The sequence below is a fragment of the Rhizobium sp. BK289 genome, assembly GCF_014193575.1.
In the GTDB taxonomy this organism is placed as follows: domain Bacteria; phylum Pseudomonadota; class Alphaproteobacteria; order Rhizobiales; family Rhizobiaceae; genus Rhizobium; species Rhizobium tropici_C.
Genome location: NZ_JACHZO010000005.1, coordinates 284,639 through 309,403, shown reverse-complemented (window position 1 = coordinate 309,403; position 24,765 = coordinate 284,639). Strand labels below are relative to the sequence as shown.

At 60.8% G+C, this 24,765-nt stretch carries 25 protein-coding genes, 1 tRNA gene and 1 riboswitch; of the genes, 10 read left to right on the top strand and 16 right to left on the bottom strand.

The annotated features are described in order from the left end of the window. The first annotated feature begins 80 nt into the window (after positions 1-80). The 4 genes from FHT84_RS12365 (at position 81) to FHT84_RS12350 (ending at position 2,950) form a co-directional block, all read left to right on the top strand. The gene (locus FHT84_RS12365; protein WP_246698528.1) at positions 81-509 is read left to right on the top strand and encodes an ELKS/Rab6-interacting/CAST family protein; all 429 of its coding nucleotides are present in this window, start codon (positions 81-83) and stop codon (positions 507-509) included. 138 nt (positions 510-647) lie between these two features. Further along, positions 648-1,313, top strand: coding sequence for a helix-turn-helix transcriptional regulator (locus tag FHT84_RS12360; protein WP_113249476.1), 666 nt, complete (start codon positions 648-650; stop codon positions 1,311-1,313). Between the two features lie 15 nt (positions 1,314-1,328). After that, positions 1,329-2,414: a thermonuclease family protein gene (locus tag FHT84_RS12355; RefSeq protein WP_183762605.1), complete on the top strand. Its 1,086-nt coding sequence runs from the start codon at positions 1,329-1,331 to the stop codon at positions 2,412-2,414. A 122-nt stretch (positions 2,415-2,536) separates the two neighbouring features. Beyond that, positions 2,537-2,950, top strand: coding sequence for a tellurite resistance TerB family protein (locus FHT84_RS12350; RefSeq protein ID WP_112343752.1), 414 nt, complete (start codon positions 2,537-2,539; stop codon positions 2,948-2,950). A 66-nt stretch (positions 2,951-3,016) separates the two neighbouring features. On the opposite strand, the gene FHT84_RS12345 is transcribed toward FHT84_RS12350, so the two are convergent. The 3 genes from FHT84_RS12345 to FHT84_RS12335 all read right to left on the bottom strand — a co-directional run bounded on the left by FHT84_RS12345 (position 3,017) and on the right by FHT84_RS12335 (position 5,930). After that, a complete protein-coding gene (locus FHT84_RS12345) occupies positions 3,017-3,892 on the bottom strand; it encodes a transporter substrate-binding domain-containing protein (RefSeq protein WP_112343751.1) in 876 nt (291 codons plus the stop codon). A gap of 116 nt (positions 3,893-4,008) precedes the next feature. Then, positions 4,009-4,584 (bottom strand): acyltransferase, encoded by a 576-nt coding sequence (locus FHT84_RS12340; protein WP_112343750.1) that lies wholly within the window; start codon positions 4,582-4,584, stop codon positions 4,009-4,011. A gap of 119 nt (positions 4,585-4,703) precedes the next feature. Further along, on the bottom strand, positions 4,704-5,930 hold the full coding sequence (locus tag FHT84_RS12335) for an MFS transporter (protein WP_183762602.1): 1,227 nt from the start codon (positions 5,928-5,930) through the stop codon (positions 4,704-4,706). A 101-nt stretch (positions 5,931-6,031) separates the two neighbouring features. Between FHT84_RS12335 and FHT84_RS12330 the strand changes: the two genes are divergently transcribed. Further along, the gene (locus FHT84_RS12330) at positions 6,032-6,934 is read left to right on the top strand and encodes a LysR family transcriptional regulator (RefSeq protein WP_183762599.1); all 903 of its coding nucleotides are present in this window, start codon (positions 6,032-6,034) and stop codon (positions 6,932-6,934) included. A 16-nt stretch (positions 6,935-6,950) separates the two neighbouring features. On the opposite strand, the gene FHT84_RS12325 is transcribed toward FHT84_RS12330, so the two are convergent. Both FHT84_RS12325 and FHT84_RS12320 read right to left on the bottom strand, forming a co-directional pair. Continuing rightward, a tRNA-Gly gene (locus tag FHT84_RS12325) sits at positions 6,951-7,024 on the bottom strand. Between the two features lie 58 nt (positions 7,025-7,082). Then, positions 7,083-8,177, bottom strand: a complete 1,095-nt coding sequence (locus FHT84_RS12320; protein ID WP_162709562.1) for a 2'-deoxycytidine 5'-triphosphate deaminase — start codon at positions 8,175-8,177, stop codon at positions 7,083-7,085. Positions 8,178-8,249: 72 nt separating this feature from the next. After that, positions 8,250-8,328, top strand: a riboswitch (SAM riboswitch). A gap of 43 nt (positions 8,329-8,371) precedes the next feature. On the opposite strand from FHT84_RS12320, the gene FHT84_RS12315 reads away from it, so the two are divergent. Beyond that, positions 8,372-9,559 (top strand): O-succinylhomoserine sulfhydrylase, encoded by a 1,188-nt coding sequence (locus tag FHT84_RS12315; RefSeq protein ID WP_112343747.1) that lies wholly within the window; start codon positions 8,372-8,374, stop codon positions 9,557-9,559. A gap of 81 nt (positions 9,560-9,640) precedes the next feature. Here the strand turns inward: FHT84_RS12315 and FHT84_RS12310 are convergent, their stop codons facing one another. After that, positions 9,641-10,354 carry a DNA helicase gene (locus tag FHT84_RS12310; RefSeq protein WP_183762596.1) on the bottom strand — a complete coding sequence of 238 codons (714 nt, stop codon included), beginning with the start codon at positions 10,352-10,354 and terminating at the stop codon, positions 9,641-9,643. Positions 10,355-10,964: 610 nt separating this feature from the next. Between FHT84_RS12310 and apaG the strand changes: the two genes are divergently transcribed. Further along, positions 10,965-11,357, top strand: coding sequence for a Co2+/Mg2+ efflux protein ApaG (apaG, locus tag FHT84_RS12305; protein ID WP_069611387.1), 393 nt, complete (start codon positions 10,965-10,967; stop codon positions 11,355-11,357). Positions 11,358-11,375: 18 nt separating this feature from the next. Here the strand turns inward: apaG and FHT84_RS12300 are convergent, their stop codons facing one another. The 3 genes from FHT84_RS12300 to FHT84_RS12290 all read right to left on the bottom strand — a co-directional run bounded on the left by FHT84_RS12300 (position 11,376) and on the right by FHT84_RS12290 (position 14,809). After that, entirely contained in the window at positions 11,376-12,365 is a 990-nt protein-coding gene (locus FHT84_RS12300) for an Hsp33 family molecular chaperone (RefSeq protein ID WP_113249770.1), read from the bottom strand. Positions 12,366-12,523: 158 nt separating this feature from the next. Then, on the bottom strand, positions 12,524-13,441 hold the full coding sequence (gene argF / locus FHT84_RS12295) for an ornithine carbamoyltransferase (RefSeq protein WP_069611241.1): 918 nt from the start codon (positions 13,439-13,441) through the stop codon (positions 12,524-12,526). A 168-nt stretch (positions 13,442-13,609) separates the two neighbouring features. Further along, entirely contained in the window at positions 13,610-14,809 is a 1,200-nt protein-coding gene (locus tag FHT84_RS12290; RefSeq protein ID WP_113249771.1) for an aspartate aminotransferase family protein, read from the bottom strand. Positions 14,810-14,813: 4 nt separating this feature from the next. Between FHT84_RS12290 and FHT84_RS12285 the strand changes: the two genes are divergently transcribed. Next, on the top strand, positions 14,814-15,107 hold the full coding sequence (locus FHT84_RS12285; protein ID WP_183762593.1) for a hypothetical protein: 294 nt from the start codon (positions 14,814-14,816) through the stop codon (positions 15,105-15,107). Between the two features lie 126 nt (positions 15,108-15,233). Continuing rightward, positions 15,234-15,761: a GcrA family cell cycle regulator gene (locus tag FHT84_RS12280; protein ID WP_183762590.1), complete on the top strand. Its 528-nt coding sequence runs from the start codon at positions 15,234-15,236 to the stop codon at positions 15,759-15,761. A 190-nt stretch (positions 15,762-15,951) separates the two neighbouring features. Here the strand turns inward: FHT84_RS12280 and phoB are convergent, their stop codons facing one another. The 7 genes from phoB to phoR all read right to left on the bottom strand — a co-directional run bounded on the left by phoB (position 15,952) and on the right by phoR (position 23,624). Then, positions 15,952-16,635 (bottom strand): phosphate regulon transcriptional regulator PhoB, encoded by a 684-nt coding sequence (gene phoB / locus FHT84_RS12275; protein ID WP_004128368.1) that lies wholly within the window; start codon positions 16,633-16,635, stop codon positions 15,952-15,954. 31 nt (positions 16,636-16,666) lie between these two features. Further along, the gene (gene phoU / locus FHT84_RS12270) at positions 16,667-17,380 is read right to left on the bottom strand and encodes a phosphate signaling complex protein PhoU (protein WP_112343740.1); all 714 of its coding nucleotides are present in this window, start codon (positions 17,378-17,380) and stop codon (positions 16,667-16,669) included. Positions 17,381-17,431: 51 nt separating this feature from the next. Then, positions 17,432-18,247 carry a phosphate ABC transporter ATP-binding protein PstB gene (gene pstB / locus FHT84_RS12265; protein WP_112343739.1) on the bottom strand — a complete coding sequence of 272 codons (816 nt, stop codon included), beginning with the start codon at positions 18,245-18,247 and terminating at the stop codon, positions 17,432-17,434. 14 nt (positions 18,248-18,261) lie between these two features. Continuing rightward, positions 18,262-19,596 (bottom strand): phosphate ABC transporter permease PstA, encoded by a 1,335-nt coding sequence (gene pstA / locus FHT84_RS12260; protein WP_183762588.1) that lies wholly within the window; start codon positions 19,594-19,596, stop codon positions 18,262-18,264. After that, the gene (pstC, locus tag FHT84_RS12255; protein ID WP_183762586.1) at positions 19,593-21,074 is read right to left on the bottom strand and encodes a phosphate ABC transporter permease subunit PstC; all 1,482 of its coding nucleotides are present in this window, start codon (positions 21,072-21,074) and stop codon (positions 19,593-19,595) included. Before pstC ends, pstA begins: the two co-directional genes overlap by 4 nt. Before the next feature lie 74 nt (positions 21,075-21,148). Further along, positions 21,149-22,183: a substrate-binding domain-containing protein gene (locus tag FHT84_RS12250; protein WP_183762584.1), complete on the bottom strand. Its 1,035-nt coding sequence runs from the start codon at positions 22,181-22,183 to the stop codon at positions 21,149-21,151. 184 nt (positions 22,184-22,367) lie between these two features. Next, positions 22,368-23,624: a phosphate regulon sensor histidine kinase PhoR gene (gene phoR / locus FHT84_RS12245; protein ID WP_112343735.1), complete on the bottom strand. Its 1,257-nt coding sequence runs from the start codon at positions 23,622-23,624 to the stop codon at positions 22,368-22,370. A 246-nt stretch (positions 23,625-23,870) separates the two neighbouring features. Here phoR and ppk2 point away from each other — a divergent pair, with 246 nt between their 5' ends. After that, positions 23,871-24,752: a polyphosphate kinase 2 gene (gene ppk2 / locus FHT84_RS12240; RefSeq protein ID WP_112343734.1), complete on the top strand. Its 882-nt coding sequence runs from the start codon at positions 23,871-23,873 to the stop codon at positions 24,750-24,752. The last annotated feature ends 13 nt before the right edge of the window (positions 24,753-24,765 follow it).

Below are 24,765 nucleotides of genomic sequence, written 5' to 3'. Positions count from 1 at the left end.
GCTTTGCACGAAAACATCAGCTGATGTCCACGGTTTCCGTGATGGATTTGGGGTTTAACGCAGAAAATCCGGAGGATGACATGACGAAGGAATTGAAAATCGGCCTTGCGGCCATGCTTCTGCCTGCCGCTTTTCTTCTCTCCACACCGGTTCTATCGGCCGAACTGGACGCAACGCGCTTCCAGCTGGAGCGCAGCGGCGATCATTTCATCCGCCTCGACAAGCAGACGGGCGCCATGTCCATTTGCCAGGATCAGGGCGGCAACCTCGTCTGCCGCATGGCCGCCGATGAGCGCGCTGCCTATGACGACGAGCTCGACCGCCTCGCCGATCGCGTGACGAAACTGGAAAAGACCGTCGCCTCGAACAAGGAATCCAGCCTGCCAAGCGATGCCGAAGTCGACCGCACCCTCGGCATCATGCAGAAATTCATGCACGGTTTCATGGGCATGGCGAAGGAATTCCAGAACGAGCAACCGGACGCCAAGCCGCAGCCGCAAAAGACGTGAGTGGTGAAAAGCCACGCGGCGAAAGCAAGGGGATAAAGGACCGTATTCCTATGCCGGCCTTTACTCGCCAAAATGCCTCGGTTAACCTTTTTGACGAATTGAGCGCCGGGCGAACCGGTGCGCGGATGCTGAGCGGCGATGCTGTCACACGAGCAGATATGGGGTGCGATCGACCGGCTTGCCGAGCGGCATGCCTTGACGCCCTCCGGCCTCGCTCGCCGTGCCGGCCTGGACGCCACCTCCTTCAACAAATCGAAGCGATTGAGCCAGGACGGGCGCCTGCGCTGGCCATCGACGGAATCGATCGCCAAGATCCTGGATGCGACGGGCGCCAGCCTGGAGCAGTTTCTGAGCTTCATCCGGCCGGGCGAACCGGCTGGCACTATGGCGATGCGCGGAATTTCGCCGGCTGGGAACGCCATTCCCCTGATCGGCTTTGCCCAGGCGGGCGCCGGCGGCTTCTTCGCCGACGGCGGCTTTCCCGCCGGTCAGGGCTGGGACATGGTGGAATTTCCCGTTGCGGCCGGGCAAAGGGCCGGCGTCTATGCGCTCGAGGTCCAGGGCGAAAGCATGTTGCCGCTCTATCGTGACGGGGATATTCTGATCGTCGAGCCGGGCGCTCAGATCCGAAAAAATGACCGTGTCGTTGTGAAGACCCGCGAAGGTGAAGTCATGGCCAAGGTCCTGCTGCGGCAGAGCGCAAAGTCGATAGAACTCTTGTCGCTCAATCCCGAACACCCCAACCGCAGTTTCGATCTCGCGGATGTGGAATGGATCGCCCGAATCATATGGGCTAGCCAATAGGAAAGTTTTCTCGTTATGCGTCGTAAGATCTGGCTTGTTGGCGTGGCAGGCGCTGTCGTCGGTTCCTGGTTGACCCTCGTCGCGGTTCAAATCGGGGAACGCAGCTTTACCCTGCCCGGCCGAGGCGCTAGCGACACGACGGCCGAGAACAAGTCCGCCGCGACCACACCGACCGAGACCGCCAGGGCCGACGCAAAAGCCATCGAAACGACAAAGCAGGACGATGCAGCGTCGGGCAAATCGCAACCAGACAGCCAGCCGGCCGTGCAGGTGGCCAGTTCCACCCACGAGAAGACGATTCCGCCAGTCACGGTCTCAGACAGCGGTCTGGAATTACCGGCGATTGCGGCCGCAGCGTCGCCGGCCCCGGCAACGGACGATGCCGCGAAAACGCCGGCCAGTGACGTTGCGAAGGATATAGCCGCCGCCCGGAAACCGGAACCGGCGAGCGCCACTTCGAACAAGGCCGACGCCGCTTCTACGGAGGCAGCCACAGCCGATCCCACCCCGGACAACCGAATCCCGGCCGACCAGATCGATAGGGAAGCGGCGGCAGCCGCACACCGGACGCTTCCGCTACAGCCGCTGCAGCAAGCCCAGCCCAAGCTCGAGTCGCAACAGACTTCGCTCGATCCGGCATCCAGGCCACTGGGGCAGACGACAACGATCGAGCTTGTCCATCCCTTCGCCGATCAGGCGGGCATATTGACCCTTGGCGGCAGGAGCGTGCAGCTGAGCGGGATCATTCCGACCGACATCGGCAGAATGTGCACCGGCCCGAGCGGCGACAGCTGGCCCTGCGGTCAAGCCGCGCGCACGGCATTCCGCATGTATCTGCGCGGCCGCTCCGTCAATTGCGATGTGCCGGACCCCGCCTGGAAGGGCATGGTCAAGGGCGAGTGCCGCTATGTCCGCGTCGATCTGAGCGCCTGGCTCGTCCGCTTCGGCTGGGCCGATCCGGAACCGGGATCGCCGCTAGCGTCCCTTGTCGACGAAGCCAAGCAGAAGAAGCGCGGCATGTACGGAGACGATCCGCGCAAGAACGGGAAATCGACGCTTGCGCCGCCGCCGGCCAAGGAAGATCCGCTCAATCCGATCTGACGCCTTGCTTCCGCTGCATAATTAATCCGTAAATCGATTCCGATTTAAGGAATTATGCAGTAACTTTTGCCATGAGACCGCGCGACTTTTCAGTCTGCCAAATTCGAAGGACTTCGCCTGTCATGAACAAGCCGCTTTCCGCTCACGAGGCCCTCATCTACGTCATGGTGCTGGCCTCGGCCGTCGACCGCACGATGAACGACCGGGAACTCAGCCGCATTGGCGAGCTCATTCACGCCCTGCCGGTCTTCAAGGGGTTTGACGACGAAAAGCTGATTTCCGTCTCGCGCGATTGCGCCAAGCTGCTTTCCAACAATGAGGGCCTGGATATCGTGCTCGAAACCGTGCGCGACACGCTGCCCGCGCGCCTTTACGATACGGCGTATGCGCTTGCCGTCGAAGTCGCTTCGGCCGACCTGTCGGTCAAGGCCGAGGAATTGCGCCTGCTCAGCCTGCTTCGCGACCGCTTCGGCCTAGATAAGCTGACCTGCGCCGCCATCGAGCGCAGCGCCATCGCCCGCTATCGCAAAGCTTGAAGCATTTTCCTGCCTGATACATTCCGGACGGAAAATCGCCGCGCATTTTTCCTGGACCTGCGCTGATCAGTAAAGACCGTAAGGGAAATAGCGCAGATAGATTTCCTGCAGCCTGCCGTCGCGTGAGAGCATGGCAAGGGCATGGTTGATTGCGGCCGTCAGATCGGCATCCTGCTGGCGCAGCATGATGGTCATGCCCTCTCCGAGGAACTGCTGCGACAGATAGGGACCATCGAACAGAGCGCAGCATTTTTCCGCGGCCGGCGACGAGACCCAGAAGGAGAGCTGCAGACCATCGGCAAAGGCGGCATCGACCTTGCCGTCCTTGACGGCAGTCAGCAGCGCATCCTTATCATCGAACGGCACCGGCTTGATCGCAGGGAAGAAGGCGGTCAGCATAGCCTCGTGCACAGTGCCCCTGACGACGCCGACCGAATGGCCGGAAAGCGATGCGGCCGTGGTGCCACTGACCGACGCCTTGAGATTGCGCACGAAGCGGGCCGGCAGCGTCATGAAAGGGCGCGAGAAGGCGAAGCTCTTGCGCAGCTCGGGCGTCACTGCCACGCCCGCAATCACGGCATCGCCCTGCGAAGCCGCAAGGGCACCCTGAAGCTCGCCAAAGGGCAAGGCCTGGATCTGGCACTTGTCTGCTATGTCGAGCTCGTCGCAGATCTTGCGGGCGAGCTCGACATGGAAGCCCGTAAGCTTGCCGTTCTGATCGAGAAAATTGAAGGGCGGAAAATCGGTCGAAGTCAGGAAGCGGAGCCTGACCAGCGAAGACAGATCGGGTTTCGGCAGGCGCTCGCGCGCATCGAACAGGATCGGCAGGTTCGACGGCTTCGTCTCCTGGGCGGAAAGCGGCAGCGCGCAGGATACGGCGATCAATGCCGCATGCGCGATGACCCGGGCCACGGAGATCGGCGACGAAAGGCAAACACGCATGGTCTTGATCCCGCCTCCGGTCGTGGCTGCACATTCCTGATTCACCGATACGATGTAGCAGAGTCATGCCGCAGGGGGAATATCGCGCCTGACGAGGAGTGCGGCAGCGCGTGCGACTACTTTTTCGCGTGGGCGAGCATTTCGACCCTTCCGGATCCGCGGCTGCCGGTCTCTCCGCGCCGCTTCAGCAGTCTCGCCGGAGCTCCGACATAGATGCCGTAGGGCTTCGTCTTTCCCTTGACGACGGCATTGGCGCCGATGACGCATCCCTTGGCGACGTGGGCGCCGCCGAGAATCTTGGCTCCCGCCCCGATCCAGACATCGTCTTCGATGATGATCGGTTTCTTCGTCACGCCCTGAAGGCGGATGGGCTGCGAAACATCATCGAAATTATGATCGAAGGACACGATCATCGCATGCGCGGCAATGCGCACGTCGTTGCCGATGACGATGCCGCCGCGGCCCAGCAAAATGGTGTAATCGTTGAAGGAAACATGGTTGCCAATTTCGATGCTGCCTTCTTGCGCATCGATGACGACACCCTTGCGGAAATGCACCCGATCGCCAATACGAACATCGCCGCGCTTCCATATGATCCTGGTGCCGAGCGGAACTTTCGTACTATGGGCGATCTTGAGCACACCGCTCCGAAAGATCGCCCTCAACCTGTAAAACCATGCAATGCCACGCATTCAGACGCTCCTAACAGGGGCGCCTTCTGCCATATCCGTCTGACGCTCACCTGAAGGGCTAAGGCATAACCATGGCGATGCCGAGGCGGGACCGCAAAAGCTGCCCCTCACTGCATAATTCATACACGCGCGGCAAGGCCGGTGATCAAGGCAATCAGCCCGAAGCAAGCCGCCGCCGCGCAGACGGCGATCCAGCCACCGAAATCCCACGCGGTGCCGGCAAGCGCCGAACCCAGCGCGCCGCCGAGGAAGAAGATGCCGACGAAGAGGCCATTGATGCGCCCTCGTGCCTCCGGCTTCAAAAGGTTGACGGCGCGACGTCCCAGGGTCTGGTCACCGGTCACACCGACATCGAGCATCACCGCGCTCGCGCCCAGAAGGATCAGCAAGGCCACGGAGCTACCGGACCTTATCTCGCCGACCCAGGCAGCCAAGGCAATGGCGGCAAGCACGATCAGATGCGCGACAAGCGTCGCCGTCCGCGTCCAGCCGCGGTCGCCCATGCGGCCAAAGGCGGAGGTAGCAGCCGCACCGCCCGCCCCGACCAACGCGAAGAAAGCGATGCCGGACTGGCCAAGGGAGAATGGCGGCTGTGCCAGGCGAAGGGCAACGGAAGTCCAGAAGAGGCTGAAGCTCGCCATCATCAGGGCCGCGGTGAAGGCACGCAGACGCAGCACGGGCTCTTCCCGCAGCAACTGGAAGAGCGAGCCGATCAGGGCTCCATAGCTGGCGCTGACCAAAGGCCGCCGTTCGGGCAGACGCAGGGCCAGCACGGCCGCCAGAAGCGCAAGCGTCGCGGCACTCATGGCATAGAAGCTCCTCCAGCCCCAGAAATCGGCAATCAGGCTCGCCAGAGGGCGGGATACCAATATGCCGACCATCACGCCGCTCATGACATTGCCGATCACCTGGCCACGATGCTCGGGTGGCGCCATGGCAGCGGCGATCGGCACAAGGATCTGGATGGCCGAACAGGCCGCACCCAGCAGGAAGAGGAAGATCAGAAGGCTCCAACCCGTCGGCGCAAAGGCGGCAGCAACGGCCATGATCAAGGCCGATAAAAGCATGCGCAGCACCAACTGGCGGTTTTCCATCAAATCGGCCAGCGGCACCAGGAAAAACAGGCCGGCGGCATAACCGAGCAGCGACGCCATGGCCACGAGACCCGCACCGCGTTCGGAAAAGCCGAGCGACGGCCCGATGATGCCGACCAGCGTCTGCGGCGCAAAGAGATTGATGATGATGACGCCGGTGGCGACCGCAAACAGCAATGTCGAGGGAGCGGCGACAGCCTCGGATACGTCGTCCGCCGCCTCGCTCATTACACGTTCGGGATTCTGAGACATAGGCTCTCCAATAATTTTTGATAATAAAGATAGCCATGTTTATCCTTATGCCGCATAATGCAGCAATTGAAATGAAATAATAATGATTATGCGAGATCGTCATGAACATTCATGATCTGGAAGCTTTCGTCGCCGTGGTGGAAACGGGCTCGATCATTGCCGCCTCGGCGCGTATCAACCTGACGCAACCGGGCATCACCCGGCGCATCCAGAACCTGGAAGACAGCCTCGGCATCGCGCTGCTCGACCGGCAGTCGAAACCCCTCAAGCCGACTGCGGCGGGACGCGAAGCCTACGAGCATGGACGGCGCGTCCTGCGTTCGCTCGACGATCTCAAGGCCGGCGTTTCTCCGAGCGGGGCGATCGGCGGCGAATTCCGCCTCGGCATCATGCCCTATCTCTCGGAGGCCGCACTCGCGGCCCCGCTCGATCAGCTCCGCAACGTATTTCCGCAACTGACGCTGCGCATCGTCTCGGGCTGGTCGCCGCAACTCATCGAGCAGGTGGCGCATAGCCAGCTGGATGCGGCCACCGTCTGCCTGGCGGAGGGCGTCGACCCGCCTGACAATGTCGTCGGCGATGTGCTCGGGATCCACAGCGTCATCCTCGTCGCCGCGCCATCGCTTGGCGTTCCCAAGGCGCCGCGGCTTGAAGAACTCTCCCGCTTTCCATGGATCATGAACCAGAGCGGCTGCGGCTTCCGCGCCTTCATTCATCACCGCTTCGAAGCCGAGCGGCTGCCCTTCGACGTCGCCATCGAGGCGATGAGCGCCGATCTCAGAATGTCGCTGGTCGCCCGCGGCCTCGGCATCGGCGTGCTGACACCTGCCGCACTGGCTGACAGCCGATGGCGCGATGCCATCGAGATCGTCGAGGCGCCTGATTTCAACCCGAAAGTCGTCAACTGGATGATACATCGCCCGCCGGCGGGGCGGCTTGCGCGTCCGATCGAAATCTTCGGTGAGGCGCTGGTGGAGGCGCTGAAAACGAGAGGCCGTTTTTGACCTGACAATTAGGAACTGGAGCGGGTGAAGGGAATCGAACCCTCGTATTCAGCTTGGGAAGCTGCTGCTCTACCATTGAGCTACACCCGCCTGACACCCTGAGATGTCCAACAGTTGCCGGCCTGTGTCAAGGCCGGTCGGCTATCGATTAGAGCCGGAAGTGTTTCGATAGCTTCAGGCCCTGTGCCTGGTAATTCGAGCCGAGGCCGGAGCCGTAGAGGCTGCTCGGCTGTTCCAGCATGTGTTCGTAGATCAGGCGGCCGACGATCTGGCCGTCTTCGAGGATGAAGGGCACTTCGTGGCTGCGCACTTCCAGCACGGCGCGGCTGCCGCGGCCGCCGGCCGGGGCATGGCCGAAGCCGGGATCGAAGAAGCCGGCATAATGGACGCGGAATTCGCCGACCAGCGGATCGAAGGGCGTCATTTCGGCGGCGAAATGCGGGGGAACATGCACCGCCTCGCGCGAGACGAGGATGTAGAATTCATCGGGGTCGAGTATCAGCTCGGTCCGGCCACGACTGTAGAGCGGTTCCCAGAAATCGAAAATATCGTGCTGGGCCTTCTTGTCGACATCGACGACGGCCGTGTGGTGCTTGCCGCGATAGCCGATCAGCCCTTCCTTATCACCGGCAAGATCGATCGACAGCGCGATGCCGCCACCGGTGATATTCGGCTTCTTGCTGGCGACCAGCGTCTCGGTTTCGTGCAGCGCCAGCAGTTCCGGCTCGGTGAGCAGGGCCTGGCCGACGCGGAAGCGGATCTGCGACAGGCGCGAGCCGCGGCGAACGACGATCGGGAAGGTGCGCGGGCTGATTTCGAGATAGAGCGGCCCGGAATAGCCGGCCGGGATCTTGTCGAATTCCTGCGCCCGGTCGGTGATGACGCGGGTAAAGATATCGAGACGGCCGGTCGAGCTCTTCGGATTGGCGGAGGCCGACATGTCCTCAGGCAGGTCGAGGCGCTCCATCAGCGGCACGATATAGACGCAGCCGGTTTCCAGCACCGCGCCTTCGGAGAGATCGACAACATGCAGCTTCAGCCGGTCCAGCTTGTCGGCGACCAGATGCGACGGGCCGGGCATGAAGCTGGCGCGGACACGGAAGGCATGCGAACCGAGCCGCAAGTCAAGGCTTGCCGGCTGGATCTGATCGACGTCCAGTTCTCTCTCGCTCGTCAGCCGCCCCGTTTCAAACAACGCCGCGATGGCGCGATCGGCCAAGATTCCAGTATTGCGAGCCATCATGCCTCATCCATAATTTGCCGCAGACAAAACCAAACTCGGGGAATTGACGCAAGCCGTCAACGGCAGTATTGCAACTTATCCCGTGGTGATTTGGCCGGTCGGCTTGCAGCCACGTTAAACAAATGGCTAAAAAGACCGGGGTTGAACCGGTCTGCTTTTGCGACCGGTTTTTTTGTTTTGAAAGTGGTGATGGCATGAGCAAGACTTGGCGCCCCGCAACCCAGCTCGTTCACGGCGGAACGCTCCGTTCGCAATTCGGCGAGACCTCCGAAGCAATCTATCTGACCCAGGGCTTCGTCTACGACACCTCGGAAGCGGCGGAAGCCCGCTTCAAGGGCGAGACGGATGGTTTCATCTATGCCCGCTACGGCAGCCCCACCAACGACATGTTCGAGAAGCGCATGTGCGCGCTGGAAGGCGCCGAAGATGCTCGCGCCACCGCGTCCGGTATGGCCGCCGTCTCCGCCGCCATCCTTTGCCAGCTGAAGGCCGGCGATCATATCGTCGCTGCCCGCGCCCTCTTCGGCTCCTGCCGCTGGGTGGTCGAGACGCTCGCGCCGAAATACGGCATCGAATGCACGCTGGTCGACGGCCGCTTCACCGAGAACTGGGAAAAGGCCATCCGCCCGAACACCAAGCTCTTCTTCCTCGAAAGCCCGACCAATCCGACGCTGGAAGTGGTCGATATTGCCGCCGTCGCCAAGCTTGCCAATCAGATCGGCGCAAAGGTCGTGGTCGACAACGTCTTCGCGACGCCGCTTTTCCAGAAGCCTTTGGAACTCGGCGCCCATATCGTCGTCTATTCCGCCACCAAGCATATCGACGGCCAGGGCCGTTCTCTCGGTGGCGTCATCCTCTCTGACAAGCAGTGGATCGACGAGAACCTGCAGGACTATTTCCGCCATACCGGCCCGGCCATGTCTCCCTTCACCGCCTGGACGCTGCTGAAGGGCATCGAGACGCTGCCGCTGCGCGTTGCGCAGCAGACGGCGAACGCCTCCAAGGTTGCCGACTTTCTGGCCGAGCAGACGAACAAGGTCGCCCGCGTGATCTATCCCGGCCGCAAGGACCATCCGCAAGCCGATATCATCGCCAAGCAGATGAGCGGCGGCTCGACCCTCGTCGCCTTCGAACTGAAGGGCGGCAAGGAAGCAGCCTTCAAACTGCAGAACGCGCTGGAGATCGTGAAGATTTCCAACAATCTCGGCGACTCGAAGAGCCTGATCACCCATCCGGCCACCACGACGCACAAGAACCTCACCGACGAAGCCCGCGCCGAACTCGGCATTTCGCCGGGTACCGTGCGCTTCTCCGCCGGCATCGAGGACAGCGCCGATCTGGTCGAGGATTTCGCTCGCGCGCTCGAGCAGATTTCCGCCTGATTGCAATCGGGCCGCCCAGAGAAAATCTGGGCGGCCCAACCTGCCCTCATCGGGCGATCTCGCAAGACATGGGTCAGCTGGTCAGCTGGCGGCCTTGAATTCGACCAGGCCGTTGTTCAGGCAGACCATCTTGTTGAACAATTTGAGATCCAGCGGGTTCGGCAAGCGAACATCCGAAAGATCGGGCAAGGGTTTCAGCGCCGGATCGTAGGAGCGATCGATCTGCGAGACAAAGACGACGATCACGCCTCTGGCGCGCGCAAACGCCTTCAACATCTGAACCTGGATCATCAGCTCCGGTTTTTCCCGCTTCTGATCGAGCAGCTGCAGAAAATCGACGACCGCCAATGTGCCGCGCGGCGCCTCGGCCAGCTTCCCGACGATATAGTTGGCGCTGATGGCATCCGAATTATCGAATTCGAATAGCGATGCAAATTCCGCATGATCGGCACCGATCATCGGAAAACGGTCCAGAACCACTTTCTCGGTGTCTTCCAGCGTGAAAAAGGCACCGCGATTGCCAGCCTTCATGGCTTCGATGGCGAGCCGCAAGCTCATCAGGGTCTTGCCGTGACCGCACCGCGCGCCGATCAGCACCAGATCGCCAGGGCTTAAACGTGAATACAGTTCACTGGCGGACACGGCTGTGTTCGTTTTGCTTGCAAGCAAACTCCAGCCTCCAAAACCTTCGCCGATCGCGATGCGATCGAGCGCGGCATGCAAGGGGATATTCTGCTGACGGGACAGGAGCCTCGCCTTACGCTTCAAATGATAAACAGGGGCAGAAAGCCTCATATAAACCTCCTATTGCGAGCAGTGACCGCAACCCCTCCTTATGCCAGGCGCTCAAACAGTCGGTTTGGATATCGACGGCCCCGCATGAAATATACTTTCCCAAATGGAGGGGGGAGGCATGGGCATTGCCAGAATCACATGATAGCCGAAATTTTTGCGACAGAAAATCGCGGCTCTCTTCGAGCGGAACATAAGACCGGACAAGGAATTATATGATCTGGAGATTTTGATTGCAGGAAGCACAGATATGATGACCGACCTGCAAGTGCACCTGAAATTGCGGCAAGCGTTTTTGCACGTTGGAAACGGGGCTGGCGGCACTAAGGCGGGTAAGATCAAATGGCAAGCAGATCGAGATACTTTTGGGAGCGCTCCGTTAACCTTCATCATTAGCCGTAATAGCTAAATTGCGGCAGGCATTGGCTGTTCACGCAAGTTTTCATCACGCCGTTCCTTGACGGAAGGAATAGGTTATAGGATACCGCTAGATATCCTGCACTTTGCGGGAGCAGTGGAAAGCGGATAAGATGCCGCGAAAAGGAAAATATTGGAACGTTCACCCCGCTTGAAAGAGCGCCGGACGTTTCAGCGCAGTGGCAAGGTATCGAGCATGTATCGCGCCCTCACACGCGACATCGAGGTGGTGGTAGAGCCGTTTTATCTGGAGGAGCAATCCGATCCGGACGACGATCGTTATGTCTGGGGATATCGCATCGTCATCTCCAACCATTCGAAGAAAGCCGTCAAGCTGGTGACGCGCTATTGGCACATTACCGACATGAACGGCATCGTGGATGAGGTGACGGGACCCGGCGTGGTCGGCGAGCAGCCGCACCTGAAGCCCGGCGATACCTATGAATATTCTTCGGGCTGCCCGCTGGACACGCCGTCAGGCATGATGTTCGGCCATTACCAGATGGAAACGGACGACGGGGAGCAATTTCATGTCAAGATCCCCGCCTTCTCCCTCGATACGCCAAACCTGCTGCGCACGCTGAACTGAGCCGCTCCACGTGCAGCGTCAAGCTGCTTCTATTTCCGACACTTCGAAACGATAGGTCGTCGAGCAGAACTCGCAGGTCACGGCGATTTCGCCATTGTCCTGGCTTGCCTCGATCTCTTCGGCCGTGAAGCCCTTTAGCACACCCTTCAGCTTATCACGCGAGCACGAACAGCGATCGAAAACCGCCTTCGGCTCGTAAACGCGCACGCCGCGCTCGTGGAAGAGGCGATAGAGGAGCCGTTCGGTGCCGACCTGCGGATCCGTCAACTCGTCGGCATCGATGGTTTCCACCAGGCTGCGCGCTTCCGCCCAGGCATCGTCCTCGACGTGGTCGCGCATGCCGGTATCGCCATCACCGCCATGCAGGTCCGGCTGGCGCATGCGCTCAGGCGCTTCGGGCAGAAACTGCGCAATCAGGCCGCCGGCGCGCCAACGGTGACGCGGCTTGCCGTCGCTATCGCGATCGAAGAGTTCGGCGGCACCCAGGCGCACGCGTGTCGGGATCTGTTCAGACTGGCGGAAGTAGGTGCCGGCAATCTCCTCCAGCGAGGCGCCATCAAGCGCGACAATGCCCTGATAAGGCTGGCTGAAGCGGCCCTGATCGATGGTGAAGGCGAGCACGCCCTTGCCTAGCAGCTGCTCAGGCTCGGTTCTGCCTTCCGCAACTGCCTTGGCCAGCGCCTCTTCGTCGAAACGCGCGTAGGCCCGAACGTTTTCCGGCGTTGAGAAATCGGCGACCAGAAGGTCGACGGGACCGTCGCCCTTGGTCTGCACGGTGAACTTGCCTTCGAATTTCAGCGACGTGCCGAGCAGGACGGTCAGGACGATGGCTTCGGCGAGCAGCCGCGCGACCGGCGCCGGATAGTCGTGCCGGGCGAGAATGGCGTCCAGCAGCGGACCAAGTTGCACGGCACGGCCGCGCACATCCAGACCTTCCACCTGGAAGGGGACAACGTGATCGTCACCGGCGAAATCGAACTGACCCAGCGAGGCGGCATTTTCTGCCATTAGCTTACTCCTGCAGCATGACGCCGAAAAGTGAGAGCGGTTTTCGGGCGCCGTCATGCTCTATTCTTTGATTCTAGACCGGATTCAGGTCCTAGGTCGCTTCGACCTAGGACCATCCGGCTCTAGGGCCCGCGCCCTTGAGACGCGGCTTGATATCTTCAGATCGCGCCCAGGCACCAAGCAAGAATCGACTTTTGCGCATGAAGGCGGTTTTCCGCCTCATCGAAGACAACGGATTGCGGGCCATCGATCACCTCGTCCGTCACTTCCTCCCCGCGATGGGCGGGCAGGCAATGCATGAACAAAGCGTCTTTGCCGGCCTGTGCCATCAAAGCCTTGTTGACCTGATAGGGCTGGAAGACGTTGTGACCGCGTGCCCGGTGCTCCTGATTCATGGAAACCCAGGTATCGGTTACCACGCAATCGGCGCCGGCGACCGCACGGTCTGCATCATGCGAGAGCATGATTTCGGCGCCCTCGTTGCGGGCCCAGTTCAGATAGTGATCCTTCGGCTCGGAACCAAGGGGTACCGCCATATTCATGCGATAGCCGAAGCGTGCCGCACCTTCGATCAGCGAATGCAGCACGTTGTTGCCGTCGCCCGTCCAGGCGAGCGTCTTGCCCTTGATGGGGCCGCGATGCTCTTCGAAGGTCATGATATCAGCCATGATCTGGCAGGGATGCGTATCGTCGGTCAGCGCATTGATGACCGGAACGGTCGCATGTTCAGCGAGCTCCAGCAGGCGGGAATGATCGGTCGTGCGGATCATGATCGCGTCGACATAGCGCGACAGCACCTTCGCCGTATCGCCTATCGTTTCGGCGCGGCCAAGCTGCATTTCCGTGCCGGAGAGGAACAGCGTCTCGCCGCCCAGCTGACGCATGCCGACATCGAAGGAAACGCGGGTACGGGTGGACGGCTTCTCGAAGATCATCGCCAGCATCTTGCCGGCGAGCGGCTTGTCGGCCGTGCCAGCCTTCTGCGCGCTCTTTCGGACGATCGCATCGTCGATGATATTGCGCAGATCGGCAGCCGGGACGGCAGAGAGATCGAGAAAGTGTTTCGGAGAAGCCATGTCCTTACCTGTGCTCCAGAAAAAACAATAACGCCCGCGTGGGGCACGCATAAGCCCTTAAATCGGCATCGATTTATGGAAAGCTTATGCGATTCCTAAATGTTACTGCGCCCTTGCGCGTCGCCTCGACGCGCGGCGCAGTAATCGCCCCATCTACGGGCGTTGAACTCAAGCCGATTTTTTCGTGCGGGCAGCGCGCGCACGCTCGGCGGCTCGCTCCAGGCGAGCAAGACCTTCGCGTGCTTCTTCGGCTGTAACGACCAGCGGCGGCAGCAGGCGGATGACGTTGTCGCCGGCCGGAACGCCGAGCAGATGCTCGGCACGGATTGCCTGCAGCAGCTCTCCCTGCGGAATGGCCGCCTTGATGCCGAGCATCAGGCCTTCACCGCGAACGTCCTCGATGATATCGGGAAAGCGGTCCTTGAGCGAGGCGAGCCCCTGGCGGAACACCAGGGCGACATCGCGCACATGCTGCAGGAAGCCTTCGGCAAGCACGATGTCGAGAACGGCATTGCCGACCGCCATGGCGAGCGGATTGCCGCCATAGGTCGAGCCGTGCGTTCCCGCCTTCATGCCTGAGGCGGCTTCCGCCGTCGCAAGGCAGGCGCCGAGCGGGAAACCGCCGCCGATGCCCTTGGCGACCGCCATGATATCCGGCTTGATCCCGGCCCATTCGTAGGCGAAGAGCTTGCCCGTGCGGCCGACGCCACACTGTACTTCGTCGAGGATCAAAAGCAGGCCGTGCTCATCGCAGATCTCACGCAGTCCGCGCAGGAACTCGTTGGTCGCGGGACGAATGCCGCCCTCGCCCTGAACTGGTTCAATGAGGATTCCAGCCGTCGCATCCGTAATGGCGGCACGCACGGCATCGAGATCGCCGAACGGCACCTGATCGAAACCCGGCGCCTTCGGACCGAAGCCTTCGATATACTTCTCCTGGCCACCGGCGGCGATCGTCGCGATGGTGCGGCCGTGGAAGGCGCCTTCGAAGGTGATGATATGGAACTTTTCGGGATGCCCCTTGGCAAACTGATAGCGCCGCGCCGTCTTGATGGCACATTCCAGCGCCTCCGCGCCCGAATTGGTGAAGAACACCTTGTCGGCGAATGTCACTTCCGTCAGACGCTTCGACAGCTTTTCCTGGCCCGGTACTTCATAGAGGTTGGACAGGTGCCAGACCTTGTCGGCCTGCGCCTTCAATTCGGCGACCAGATGAGGATGGGCATGACCCAGCGAATTGACTGCCACGCCGGCTGCGAAATCGAGATAGCGCTCGCCGTTTTCGGTAACCAGCCAGACGCCCTCGCCTCGCTCGAACCGCAGCGGAGCGCGCAGGTAGGTGTCGTAAAGCGGCGTGGTCTCGGCCATGGCCATGTCTCCTGATCACAACTTTAAGGACCGATCGCTTCCATTTGATGAAACGGGCCCGAAAAAATCAAAAATGCCGCCTTGCGGCGGCCTGGGCACTATTGATGTTTTGCACCGCGATGTCAACAAAACTGCCGTTTTAGCAGGTGCGAGAAAGCGCTTGCCGGCAAAAGAGACGGCTTCGGCGGCTCCTATTGCAGAAATGCCACGCCGGGGCAGCAAGTTGGGGAAAACCTCGAAATCGATTCCTCAAGATTCCCGCGACTCTTGTCACGGAGTCAGCCTCACACTAGGTTAAAAAGCAATTGCTAGACTGCATGCGGCGGAACTAGTCACCACAATTTTAGAGCGTTTCGCGCCTCGTTCCCATGCGAGGCAATGGTGAGGGATTCTGCCATCGGAAACGCGACAGCGGAGACAGGGCATGAATTGGACAGACGAACGCGTCGAGAAGCTGAAAAAGCTATGGTCCGAAGGGTTGAGCGCCAGCCAGATCGCTGCGCAGCTCGGTGGCGTGAGCCGTAATGCCGTTATCGGCAAGGTACATCGCCTGAACCTTCCCGGCCGAGCGAAGGCCGGCGGCACGGCAACCGCGACGCGCACGCCGAAGCGCAGTGCTGCAGCACCCCGCGCCACGAGCTACGGATCGCGCGTTGCAACACGGACGGTCGTCACCCGCCAGCAGGGCGTAACCATGCTGAAGGAAGAGATCGAGGTCGATTCCGTCAACGAAATCCAGTATCGCCCGGCTGCGAACGTCGTCGTTCCGATCTCCCGCCGCCTCGGCCTGACGGAGCTGACGGAGCGCACCTGCAAATGGCCGGTCGGCGATCCGCTGAAGGACGATTTCCACTTCTGCGGCAATGACAGCCCGGATTCGTCGCCCTACTGCACCTATCATCAGCGCATGGCCTACCAGCCAGTGCATGACCGCCGGCGCAACAACGGCTGAAAGTGACAGCAAGACAAAGAGCAACAGGCCCCTCGAGGCCCGTTTTTCTATTTCCGCCGCTCCTGCATAATTCCTTAAACCGGAATCGATTTAAGAGAAAATTATGCAGCATTTCAAGATGTTACAGCGACCTTAACGCGTCTTGAAAGACGCGTGGAGCTGTAATGTTGATACCCGAGCGGCAAGCCGCTCAGGCTTCCATGGAATAGCCCGCGCCGCGAACGGTACGGATGACATCCTGCATATTGGAGAAATTGAGCGCCTTGCGCAGGCGGCCGACATGGACGTCGACCGTGCGTTCGTCGACATAGATATCGTGACCCCAGACGCCGTCGAGCAGCTGCGAGCGCGAGAAGACGCGGCCGGGCGAGGACATCAGGAATTCCAGCAGGCGGAATTCCGTCGGCCCCAGCCGCACTTCGCGGCTCTTGCGGTGAACGCGATGAGTTTCGCGATCGAGCTCGATATCGCCGCAACGCAGCACCGTGGAGAGCACCTCCGGACGGGCACGCCGCAGCATCGCCTTGACGCGGGCCATCAGCTCCGGCGTCGAGAACGGCTTGACGACATAGTCGTCCGCGCCGGTCGAAAGCCCGCGCACGCGCTCGCTTTCCTCGCCGCGGGCCGTCAGCATGATGATCGGCAGGCGCTCCGTCTCCGGCCGCATGCGCAGCCGGCGGCAGAGCTCTATGCCCGATACGCCGGGGAGCATCCAGTCGAGGATCAGGAGATCGGGGATGCGCTCCTGGAGACGCAGCTCAGCCTCATCGCCTCTTAGGATCGTGTCGACCTCGAAGCCTTCGGCCTCAAGATTGTAGCGCAGCAGAACGCTGAGCGCTTCCTCGTCTTCTACAACAGCAACTCTCGGAACCATGCGCTTATGGTCTCCTTTCTTCACTTCCAGATTATTCCGTCACCGCGCCGACGGTATTGGCGGTATCATCCTTCGGACGCTCGCCTTCGGGCTGAGCGCCGGTCGCCATGTAATAGATCGTCTCGGCGATGTTGGTGGCATGGTCGCCGATGCGCTCGATGTTCTTGGCGCAGAAGAGAAGATGCGTGCAGGTGGTGATGTTGCGCGGATCTTCCATCATGTAGGTCAGCATCTCGCGGAAGAGCGAGGTGTACATGGCGTCGATTTCCTCGTCGCGCTCACGGATCGATACGGCCTTGTCGGGCGAACGGGTGGCGTAGACATCCAGAACTTCCTTGAGCTGGCTCAGTGCCAATTCGGAAAGGTGTTCGATGCCGCGGGCGAGACGGCGCGGAACGCCGGTGCCCTGCACGGCGATGACGCGCTTGGCGGTGTTCTTGCCGAGATCGCCGACGCGCTCCAGATCGGAAGCGATGCGGATCGATCCCATGATTTCACGAAGGTCGGCTGCCATCGGCTGACGGCGGGCGATGGTGACGATCGCCTTGTCGCCGACTTCGCGCTCGGCATGGTCGAGAACGACGTCGTCGGAGATGACCTTCTGCGCAAGGGCAGCATCGCTTTGGACCAATGCGCGTACGCTGTCGCTGACCATCTGCTCGGCCAGGCCGCCCATTTCCGCAATACGGCGCGTCAGGAACTTCAGGTCTTCGTCATAGGCAGAGAGAATGTGTGTGGAGACCATTTTTCTATCCTCAAGGTGAACTGTGTGAAAGGGGCCGCGCGCTTGATATCATCAACCAAAACGGCCCATGATGTAATCCTGCGTGCGGTAATCGTCGGGATTGGTGAACATTTTATCGGTGTCGTTCTCCTCGACCAGATGGCCGAGATGAAACATTGCGGTGCGCTGCGAAACGCGGGCGGCCTGCTGCATGGAATGCGTCACGATGACGATCGTGAAGTTTTCCCGCAGCTCGTGAATGAGATCCTCGACCTTCGCCGTTGCGATCGGATCGAGCGCCGAGCACGGCTCGTCCATCAAGATGACTTCCGGACTGACGGCAACGGCGCGCGCAATGCACAGACGCTGCTGCTGACCGCCCGACAGGCTGGTGCCAGCATCATGAAGCCTGTCCTTGACCTCGCCCCACAGGCCCGCCTTCTGCAGGCTGGTCTCGACGATATGATCGAGATCGGCCTTGGAGCGATGCAGGCCATGGATGCGCGGCCCGTAGGCGACATTTTCGTAGATCGACTTCGGAAACGGGTTGGGCTTCTGGAAGACCATGCCGACGCGGGCGCGCAATTCCACGACATCGATGCTGTTGTCGTAGACGTCCTGATCGTCGAGCGTAATCTTGCCGGTGACGCGGCACGTGTCGATCGTATCGTTCATGCGGTTGAGGCAGCGCAGGAAGGTGGATTTGCCGCAGCCGGAAGGGCCGATGAGGGCCGTCACCGTATTGGCGCGAATCTTCAGGTTGACGTCGAAGAGCGCGCGCTTGTCCCCGTAGAAGACCGAAACGTCCTGGCCGATCATCTTGTAGGGGATCGTGGTCATCTTCTTGGCCAAGGCTCTTTCGCTTGCCGCTTCGCTCATCATGTTCATTTCTCGGCCCTCCCTTACCAGCGCCGCTCGAAGCGGCGGCGCAGCAGGATGGCGCCGATGTTCATCGCGACGAGGAAGAAAAGTAGGACGATGATGGCGCCGGACGTCCTTTCGACGAAGGCACGCTCGGCTTCGCTCGCCCACATGTAGATCTGCACCGGCAGCGCCGTCGAGGGATCGAGGGGCGATGTCGGATAGTTGGCGACGAAGGCGACCATGCCGATCAAGAGCAGCGGCGCCGTCTCCCCGAGAGCATGAGCAAGCCCGAGTATGGTGCCCGTCAGGATGCCCGGCATGGCGAGCGGCAGGACATGATGGAAGACCACCTGCATGCGCGATGCGCCGAGGCCGAGCGCGGCGCTGCGGATGGACGGCGGCACGGCGCGCAGCGCCGAGCGCGTCGCGATGATGATCATCGGCAGCGTCATCAGGCTCAGCACCAGCCCACCGACGAGCGAGGCCGAACGCGGCAGTCCCATCATGTTGATGAAGACCGAGAGGCCCAGCAGGCCGTAGACGATGGAGGGCACCGCTGCGAGGTTGTTGATATTGACCTCGATCAGATCCGTCAGCCGGTTCTTCGGCGCGAACTCTTCCAGATAGATCGAGGCTGCAACACCAACCGGCAAGGCAAGCGCGAGCACGGTCAGCATGAGGTAGAGCGAGCCGATCAGCCCGACGCCGAGGCCGGATGCTTCCGGGCGGCTGGAATTGCCGGCCACAAAGAGACCGGTATTAAACGCCTTATAAAGCGCGCCGCTTTCGCTGAGTTGCTTCATCCAGGCAATCTGCCGGTCGGATATCTTGCGATCCTTCTCGTCGACGGTGAGATCGATCTGGCCCTTGTTGGCGGAATCGATATTGGCGCTGGCAAGGAAGGTGACGTTCTGCGTCGTCCCTATGATCGAGGGATTGGCGACGACCCTGTCGCGCAACGCGATCCTGGCGCTATCCGATACCATCGCCGTCGCCTCTCGGACGAGCGCGCGATTGGTGGGATCGATGCTCAGGGCTTTCACCAGCGCGTCCCGCACCAGCACAAGGTAATTGGCACCGATCAGCACCTTCGGATCCGTGGCCCGCTTGGCCGCGGGGTCGATCACCTCCTCGGTGAATTCGATCGGCAGAGTGATCGATGTCTGAACAAAGGCGCTGTAGCCGGTGCGCACCACGGTCGAGACCAGGATGGCAAGGAAGACGAGGCCGAAGATAACGGCCGTGACGCCATAGGCGCGGAAGCGGCGCTCGGCGGCATAGCGCCGCTTGATGCCGATATCACGCCGCGCCGGGGCGCCTAGCGTGAGGCCCCGCGGCATATTCGACATCGGGGAGGATACGACGCCGCTCATTCGTATTGCTCCCTATAGCGGCGGACGATGTAGAGAGCGTAGACATTGAGGCACAGCGTCAGGCAGAACAGCGTAATGCCGAGTGCAAAGGCGACGAGCGTCTGCGGCGAGGTGAACTCCAGATCGCCGGTCAGCTGATTGACGATCTTCACGGTCACGGTCGTCATCGGCTCGAAGGGATCGAGCTGCATGCGGGCGGCGACGCCGGCAGCCAGCACCACGATCATCGTTTCGCCGATCGCGCGAGACGCGGTCATCAAGAGGGCGCCGACAATGCCCGGAAGCGCTGCCGGCAGCAGGACGCGCTTGACCGTTTCGGAACGCGTGGCGCCAAGCCCGAGCGAACCGTCGCGCAGCGACCGCGGCACGGCCATGATAATATCGTCCGACAGCGAGGAGACATAAGGGATGAGCATGACGCCCATGACGAAGCCTGCCGTTATCACGCTCTGAGCCTCGATGAAGCTTCTGTAATCTCCCGTCAACAGACCATTGATCTCGGCAGAGATGTCCCTGAGGAAGGGACCGACGGTGACGAGGGCGAAGAAGCCGTAGACGATCGTGGGAATGCCGGCCAGAACCTCCAGCATCGGCTTGGCGATGGAGCGGACTCTCGCCGACGCATATTCGGCCATATAGATCGCGGCGAACAGACCGATGGGTACGGCAAAGAGCATGGCAACGAAGCCGATATAGATCGTTCCCGCCAGCAGCGGTATCAGGCCGAAGGTGCCCGAGGTCTGCGAGCCGGCGCCGGTGAAGCGCGGATCCCAGACGGTTCCGAAAAAGAATTCCCTGGCGGGCACCATGCCGAAGAAGCGCGCCGCTTCCGAAAACATCGAAACGACAATCCCGCCCGTCGTCAGAACGGCAATGGAGGAGGCAACGATCAGTGCGCCGAGAATGACCTGCTCGACACGGTTGCGGGCGCGGAAACGCGGAGCGATAACGCGCAGGCCATAGAGCGCGCAAAGCAGCGACAAGAGGATCGCCACTGCGGACATCACCATGCGGCTGATTTCGCGCATGCCGTTGTATTTGTTGGCGGCATCGATCATGTAGCCGGTGGGACGGATGGCGAGCGGCACGCCCTTCTGCGCCAGCAGCAATTGCAGGTCGGCCGTGCCGCCGGCAACTTCCGCAAGCTCCTGGCTCTCCAGCAGGCGCATACCGCGGGCGATGCTGCGCACCATGCCGTAGCTGAGATTGAGCTCCGCCTGCGGCAGAGACTTTACCTCCTCCGGAAAGGATTTGGTCACCAGGCGATCAATGACGATGGGACTGGCGATCAACCAGGCGCAGACGAGCGCTAAGGGCGGAAGTACCGCCCATATGGCGGCATAGGCGCCGTGATAGCCGAGCCGGGAATGCATGGACGATGGCCTGCCGCCCGATAGCGCAGCCGCCCTCACCCGCCCCAGCACAAAAGCGGAGGCGCCGATGACCGACAGGCACAGCAGCAGCAGCGATACACTCATTCCCATTCCCCGGCCCATTCCCCGGCGAACGCCGGCGCAGCGAAAAGCCACACTGGTGCTCGATCCTTACGCACTCACATGATCTTTCCGCCCGAGAAATCCTTACGGATCTGGTCGCGCTCAGCATCCGGCGCAGGCACGAGGCCGTATTCCGCCAGCGGGCCGTCCGGTCCGATCATCTGATCGCTCGTGAAGAAATCGACATATTCCTTGAGGCCCGGGATGACTCCCAGATGAGCCTTCTTGACGTAGAAGAACAACGGCCGCGACACAGGATAGGTGCCGTCGGCGATCGTCTGCCCCGAGGGCACGATGCCGCCGACGGTGGCGACCCTAAGCTTGTCGGCATTGTTCTGGAAAAAGTAGAGGCCGAAAACGCCGATGCCATGCTTGTTGGCATTGATGCGGGCCTGTGTTTCCGGATAGTCGCCGTCGATATCGACCGCAACGCCATCCTTGCGCACCGCGATGCATTTTTTGGCCTGCTGGTCGGCATCCTCAACCGCGGCCTTGATCACACCGGCCGCACCGGAAGCCTTACAGCCGGCAGCAAGCACCTTTTCCTCGAAGACTTCGCGCGTGCCGTGCTTCTCGCCCGGAATATAGGCCGCGATCTCGAAGTCCGGCAGCGACGGGTTGATCTGCGACCATTTTTTGTAAGGATTGGCAACCAGCTTGCCGTCGACGACGACCTCGGCAGCGAGCGCCTTGTAAAGATCGACCGGCTCGAACCTGATATCCGGATTGCTCTTGTCGAAGGCGAAGACGATGCCGTCATAACCGATCTTGATCTGCTGGATATCTGCAACGCCGGCGGCCTTGCAGGCTCGAACTTCGCTGTCCTTGATCGGCCGCGACGAATTGGCGATATCGATGGAATCCGTTCCGACACCCTTGCAGAATTCCTTCAGGCCGGCCCCGGAGCCACCGGACTCCACAATGGGAGTCTTGAAATTGGTAAAAGTCTCGCCAAAGGATTCGGCGACGATCTTGGCATACGGAAATACCGTAGACGAGCCGGCGATCTGGATTTGATCGCGCGCCATGGCAGCACCTGAAAAGGCGGCCGACGCAACCAGCGCAAGAATGGATAATTTCAAAGCATTCATAATGAATCCCCTAATGAGCTTTGAAGAGCGCCGCGGCGGACGCCACATCCACCTTTTCAGCCATCCATTCTTACCGGCGAAAACACCGCCCTTTTATGTCAGGCGAGTGAAACAATTATGACAGTCCATCTAACTGAAATTGTTTGGATAAATGCGACCGGAAATAGAGGTTTCACAGAGGCATTCAGAAACGGACGGTAAAGTCGGTTCCCTTCCCCACTTCCGACTTGACGATCAATCTGGCGCGGTGGCGGGTGAGAATGTGCTTGACGATGGCAAGCCCGAGACCCGTGCCTTTCTTGGAGCGGCTGTCCTCAACGTTTACGCGATAGAAGCGCTCGGTCAGACGCGGCACATGTTCTGCGGGAATCCCTGGCCCCTTGTCGGAGACGACGACCTCGACGGCCTGGCCGGCATCGCTTTGGAGGGATACGTCCACCGACTTGCCTTCCTGACCATATTTGCAGGCGTTCTCGATCAGGTTTTCGAAGACCTGCACCAGCTCGTCGCGATCGCCCAATACCTCGACCTTGCCGGGCGGCAGATGCAGGTTGATCGAGACGTCGAGATCTCCGGCAAGGGGAAGCAGCGAATCGCGCACATGGCCGAGCAGCGGCACCAGATCCACCTTCTGATCCGGCGCGATATGCGACTTCAGCTCCAGCCTGGACAGCGACAGCAGGTCGTCGACCAGCCGGCTCATGCGTGTCGTCTGGTCGAGCATGATCCCGAGGAAGCGCTGCTGCGCCTTCGGATCCGATTTGGCAGGTCCCTGGATCGTCTCGATGAAGCCCCGCAGCGACGCGAGCGGCGTGCGTAATTCATGGCTGGCATTGGCGACGAAATCGGAGCGCATGCGATCGATGTGGCGCAGCTCGGATATGTCTCGGAAGGAGAGCAGGAAAAGCGCTTCCGCCTGCGCACCCGTCTCCGGCACGTCGATGGGCGCGATGCGGACAACGTAGACCCGCTCCGAGGGCAGGCGCTCGGAATGCTCGATCTGGTTCGGCGTGTTGGTCGCGATGGTTTCGCGCACCATGTCGAGCAGGGCCGGCGAGCGCAGCTTCGAAGAAATATGGGCGCCGATCGGAAACGCACCGAAGGCTTTTTCGACTGCGGCATTCTGCAGCAGCACGGATGCCTCACGGTCGATGATCAGCGCCGGCATATCGAGCGCCGCCAAGCCTGAGAAAACGGTATGCAACAATGCCTGCGGATCGACCGGCGCCGGTTCGGCCTGCGACGGCATCACCACGCGCTCCACCAGCGGCGGGCGCAGCAGCGCGACGATTACGACGATGATCCAGATCCAGACGACGGCACCGGTATTGATGCCTTCAATGAGCGCAAATATGGCGATGAGCGTCGCCAAGACGAGGATGGCAACCTCCTGCCGCAGCCGCGCCGCCAACTTCCTGACAAATGACCATTCGTCTTCCAAATGCGCCCGTCCTTTCGCCTACCATCATGGAATGCTGGATTCCGCGTCTTAGACGTGATTCATGACAGAAGTATTCGGCTCCATCCACAGAAGCCGGTAACTGACCATAATAAATGTAGCCGGCAAAAGAGGAAGTGGGCAAAGGGCTTGAAACTATTGGATAAAAGCGCCAACTTCCCCGAAGAGCTTTTTTGCCGCGGCCGAGCGGCAGGATTAACGAAGCGTAAACGACCGAGGAGCCGATAGATGGGAGAGGAAGCGGAAAGCCGCGCGGTGGAACTGGATATCCATGGCACAAAGCGCCTGTTCGATGTCGACGATCCCGTTCTGCCAAGCTGGATCGATGACCAGGCGCTGACATCAGGCGACTATCCCTACAAGAAGAAACTCAAGGAAGAAGAATATCTGGAGGAGCTGAAGGCGCTGCAGATCGAGCTCATCAAGGTGCAGTTCTGGCTACAGGCGACCGGCAAGCGGGTGATGGCGCTGTTCGAAGGGCGCGATGCCGCCGGCAAGGGCGGATCGATCGCTGCGACCTCGGCACATATGAACCCTCGCCTGGCGCGCGTCGTGGCACTGACCAAGCCAACGGATCGCGAGGCCGGCCAATGGTATTTCCAGCGCTATGTCGCCCAGTTCCCGACGGCGGGCGAATTCGTGCTGTTCGACCGCTCATGGTACAACCGCGCCGGCGTCGAACCGGTCATGGGTTTCTGCACACCGCAGCAATACGAGCAGTTCCTGAAGCAGGCACCCCGGATGGAAAAGCTCATCGTCCAGGACGGCATACATTTCTTCAAATTCTATCTCGATATCGGCCGGGAGATGCAGCTGAAGCGCTTCCACGACCGGCGTCATGATCCGCGTGCCGTGTGGAAGCTTTCCTCCATGGATATCGCCGCCCTGCCGAAATGGAAGGATTACGGCGAAAAGCGCGATCGCATGCTGGAGGAAACGCATACCGATCACGCGCCCTGGACCGTCATCCGCGCCAACGACAAGCGGCGGGCGCGCCTGAACCTCATCCGTCACATTCTGCTGACGCTCGACTATGACGGCAAGGACAAGAAAGCCATCGGCGAGATCGACGACAAGATCCTCGGCATGGGAGCAAGCTTTTTCAAATAGGCGAGAGCTATCC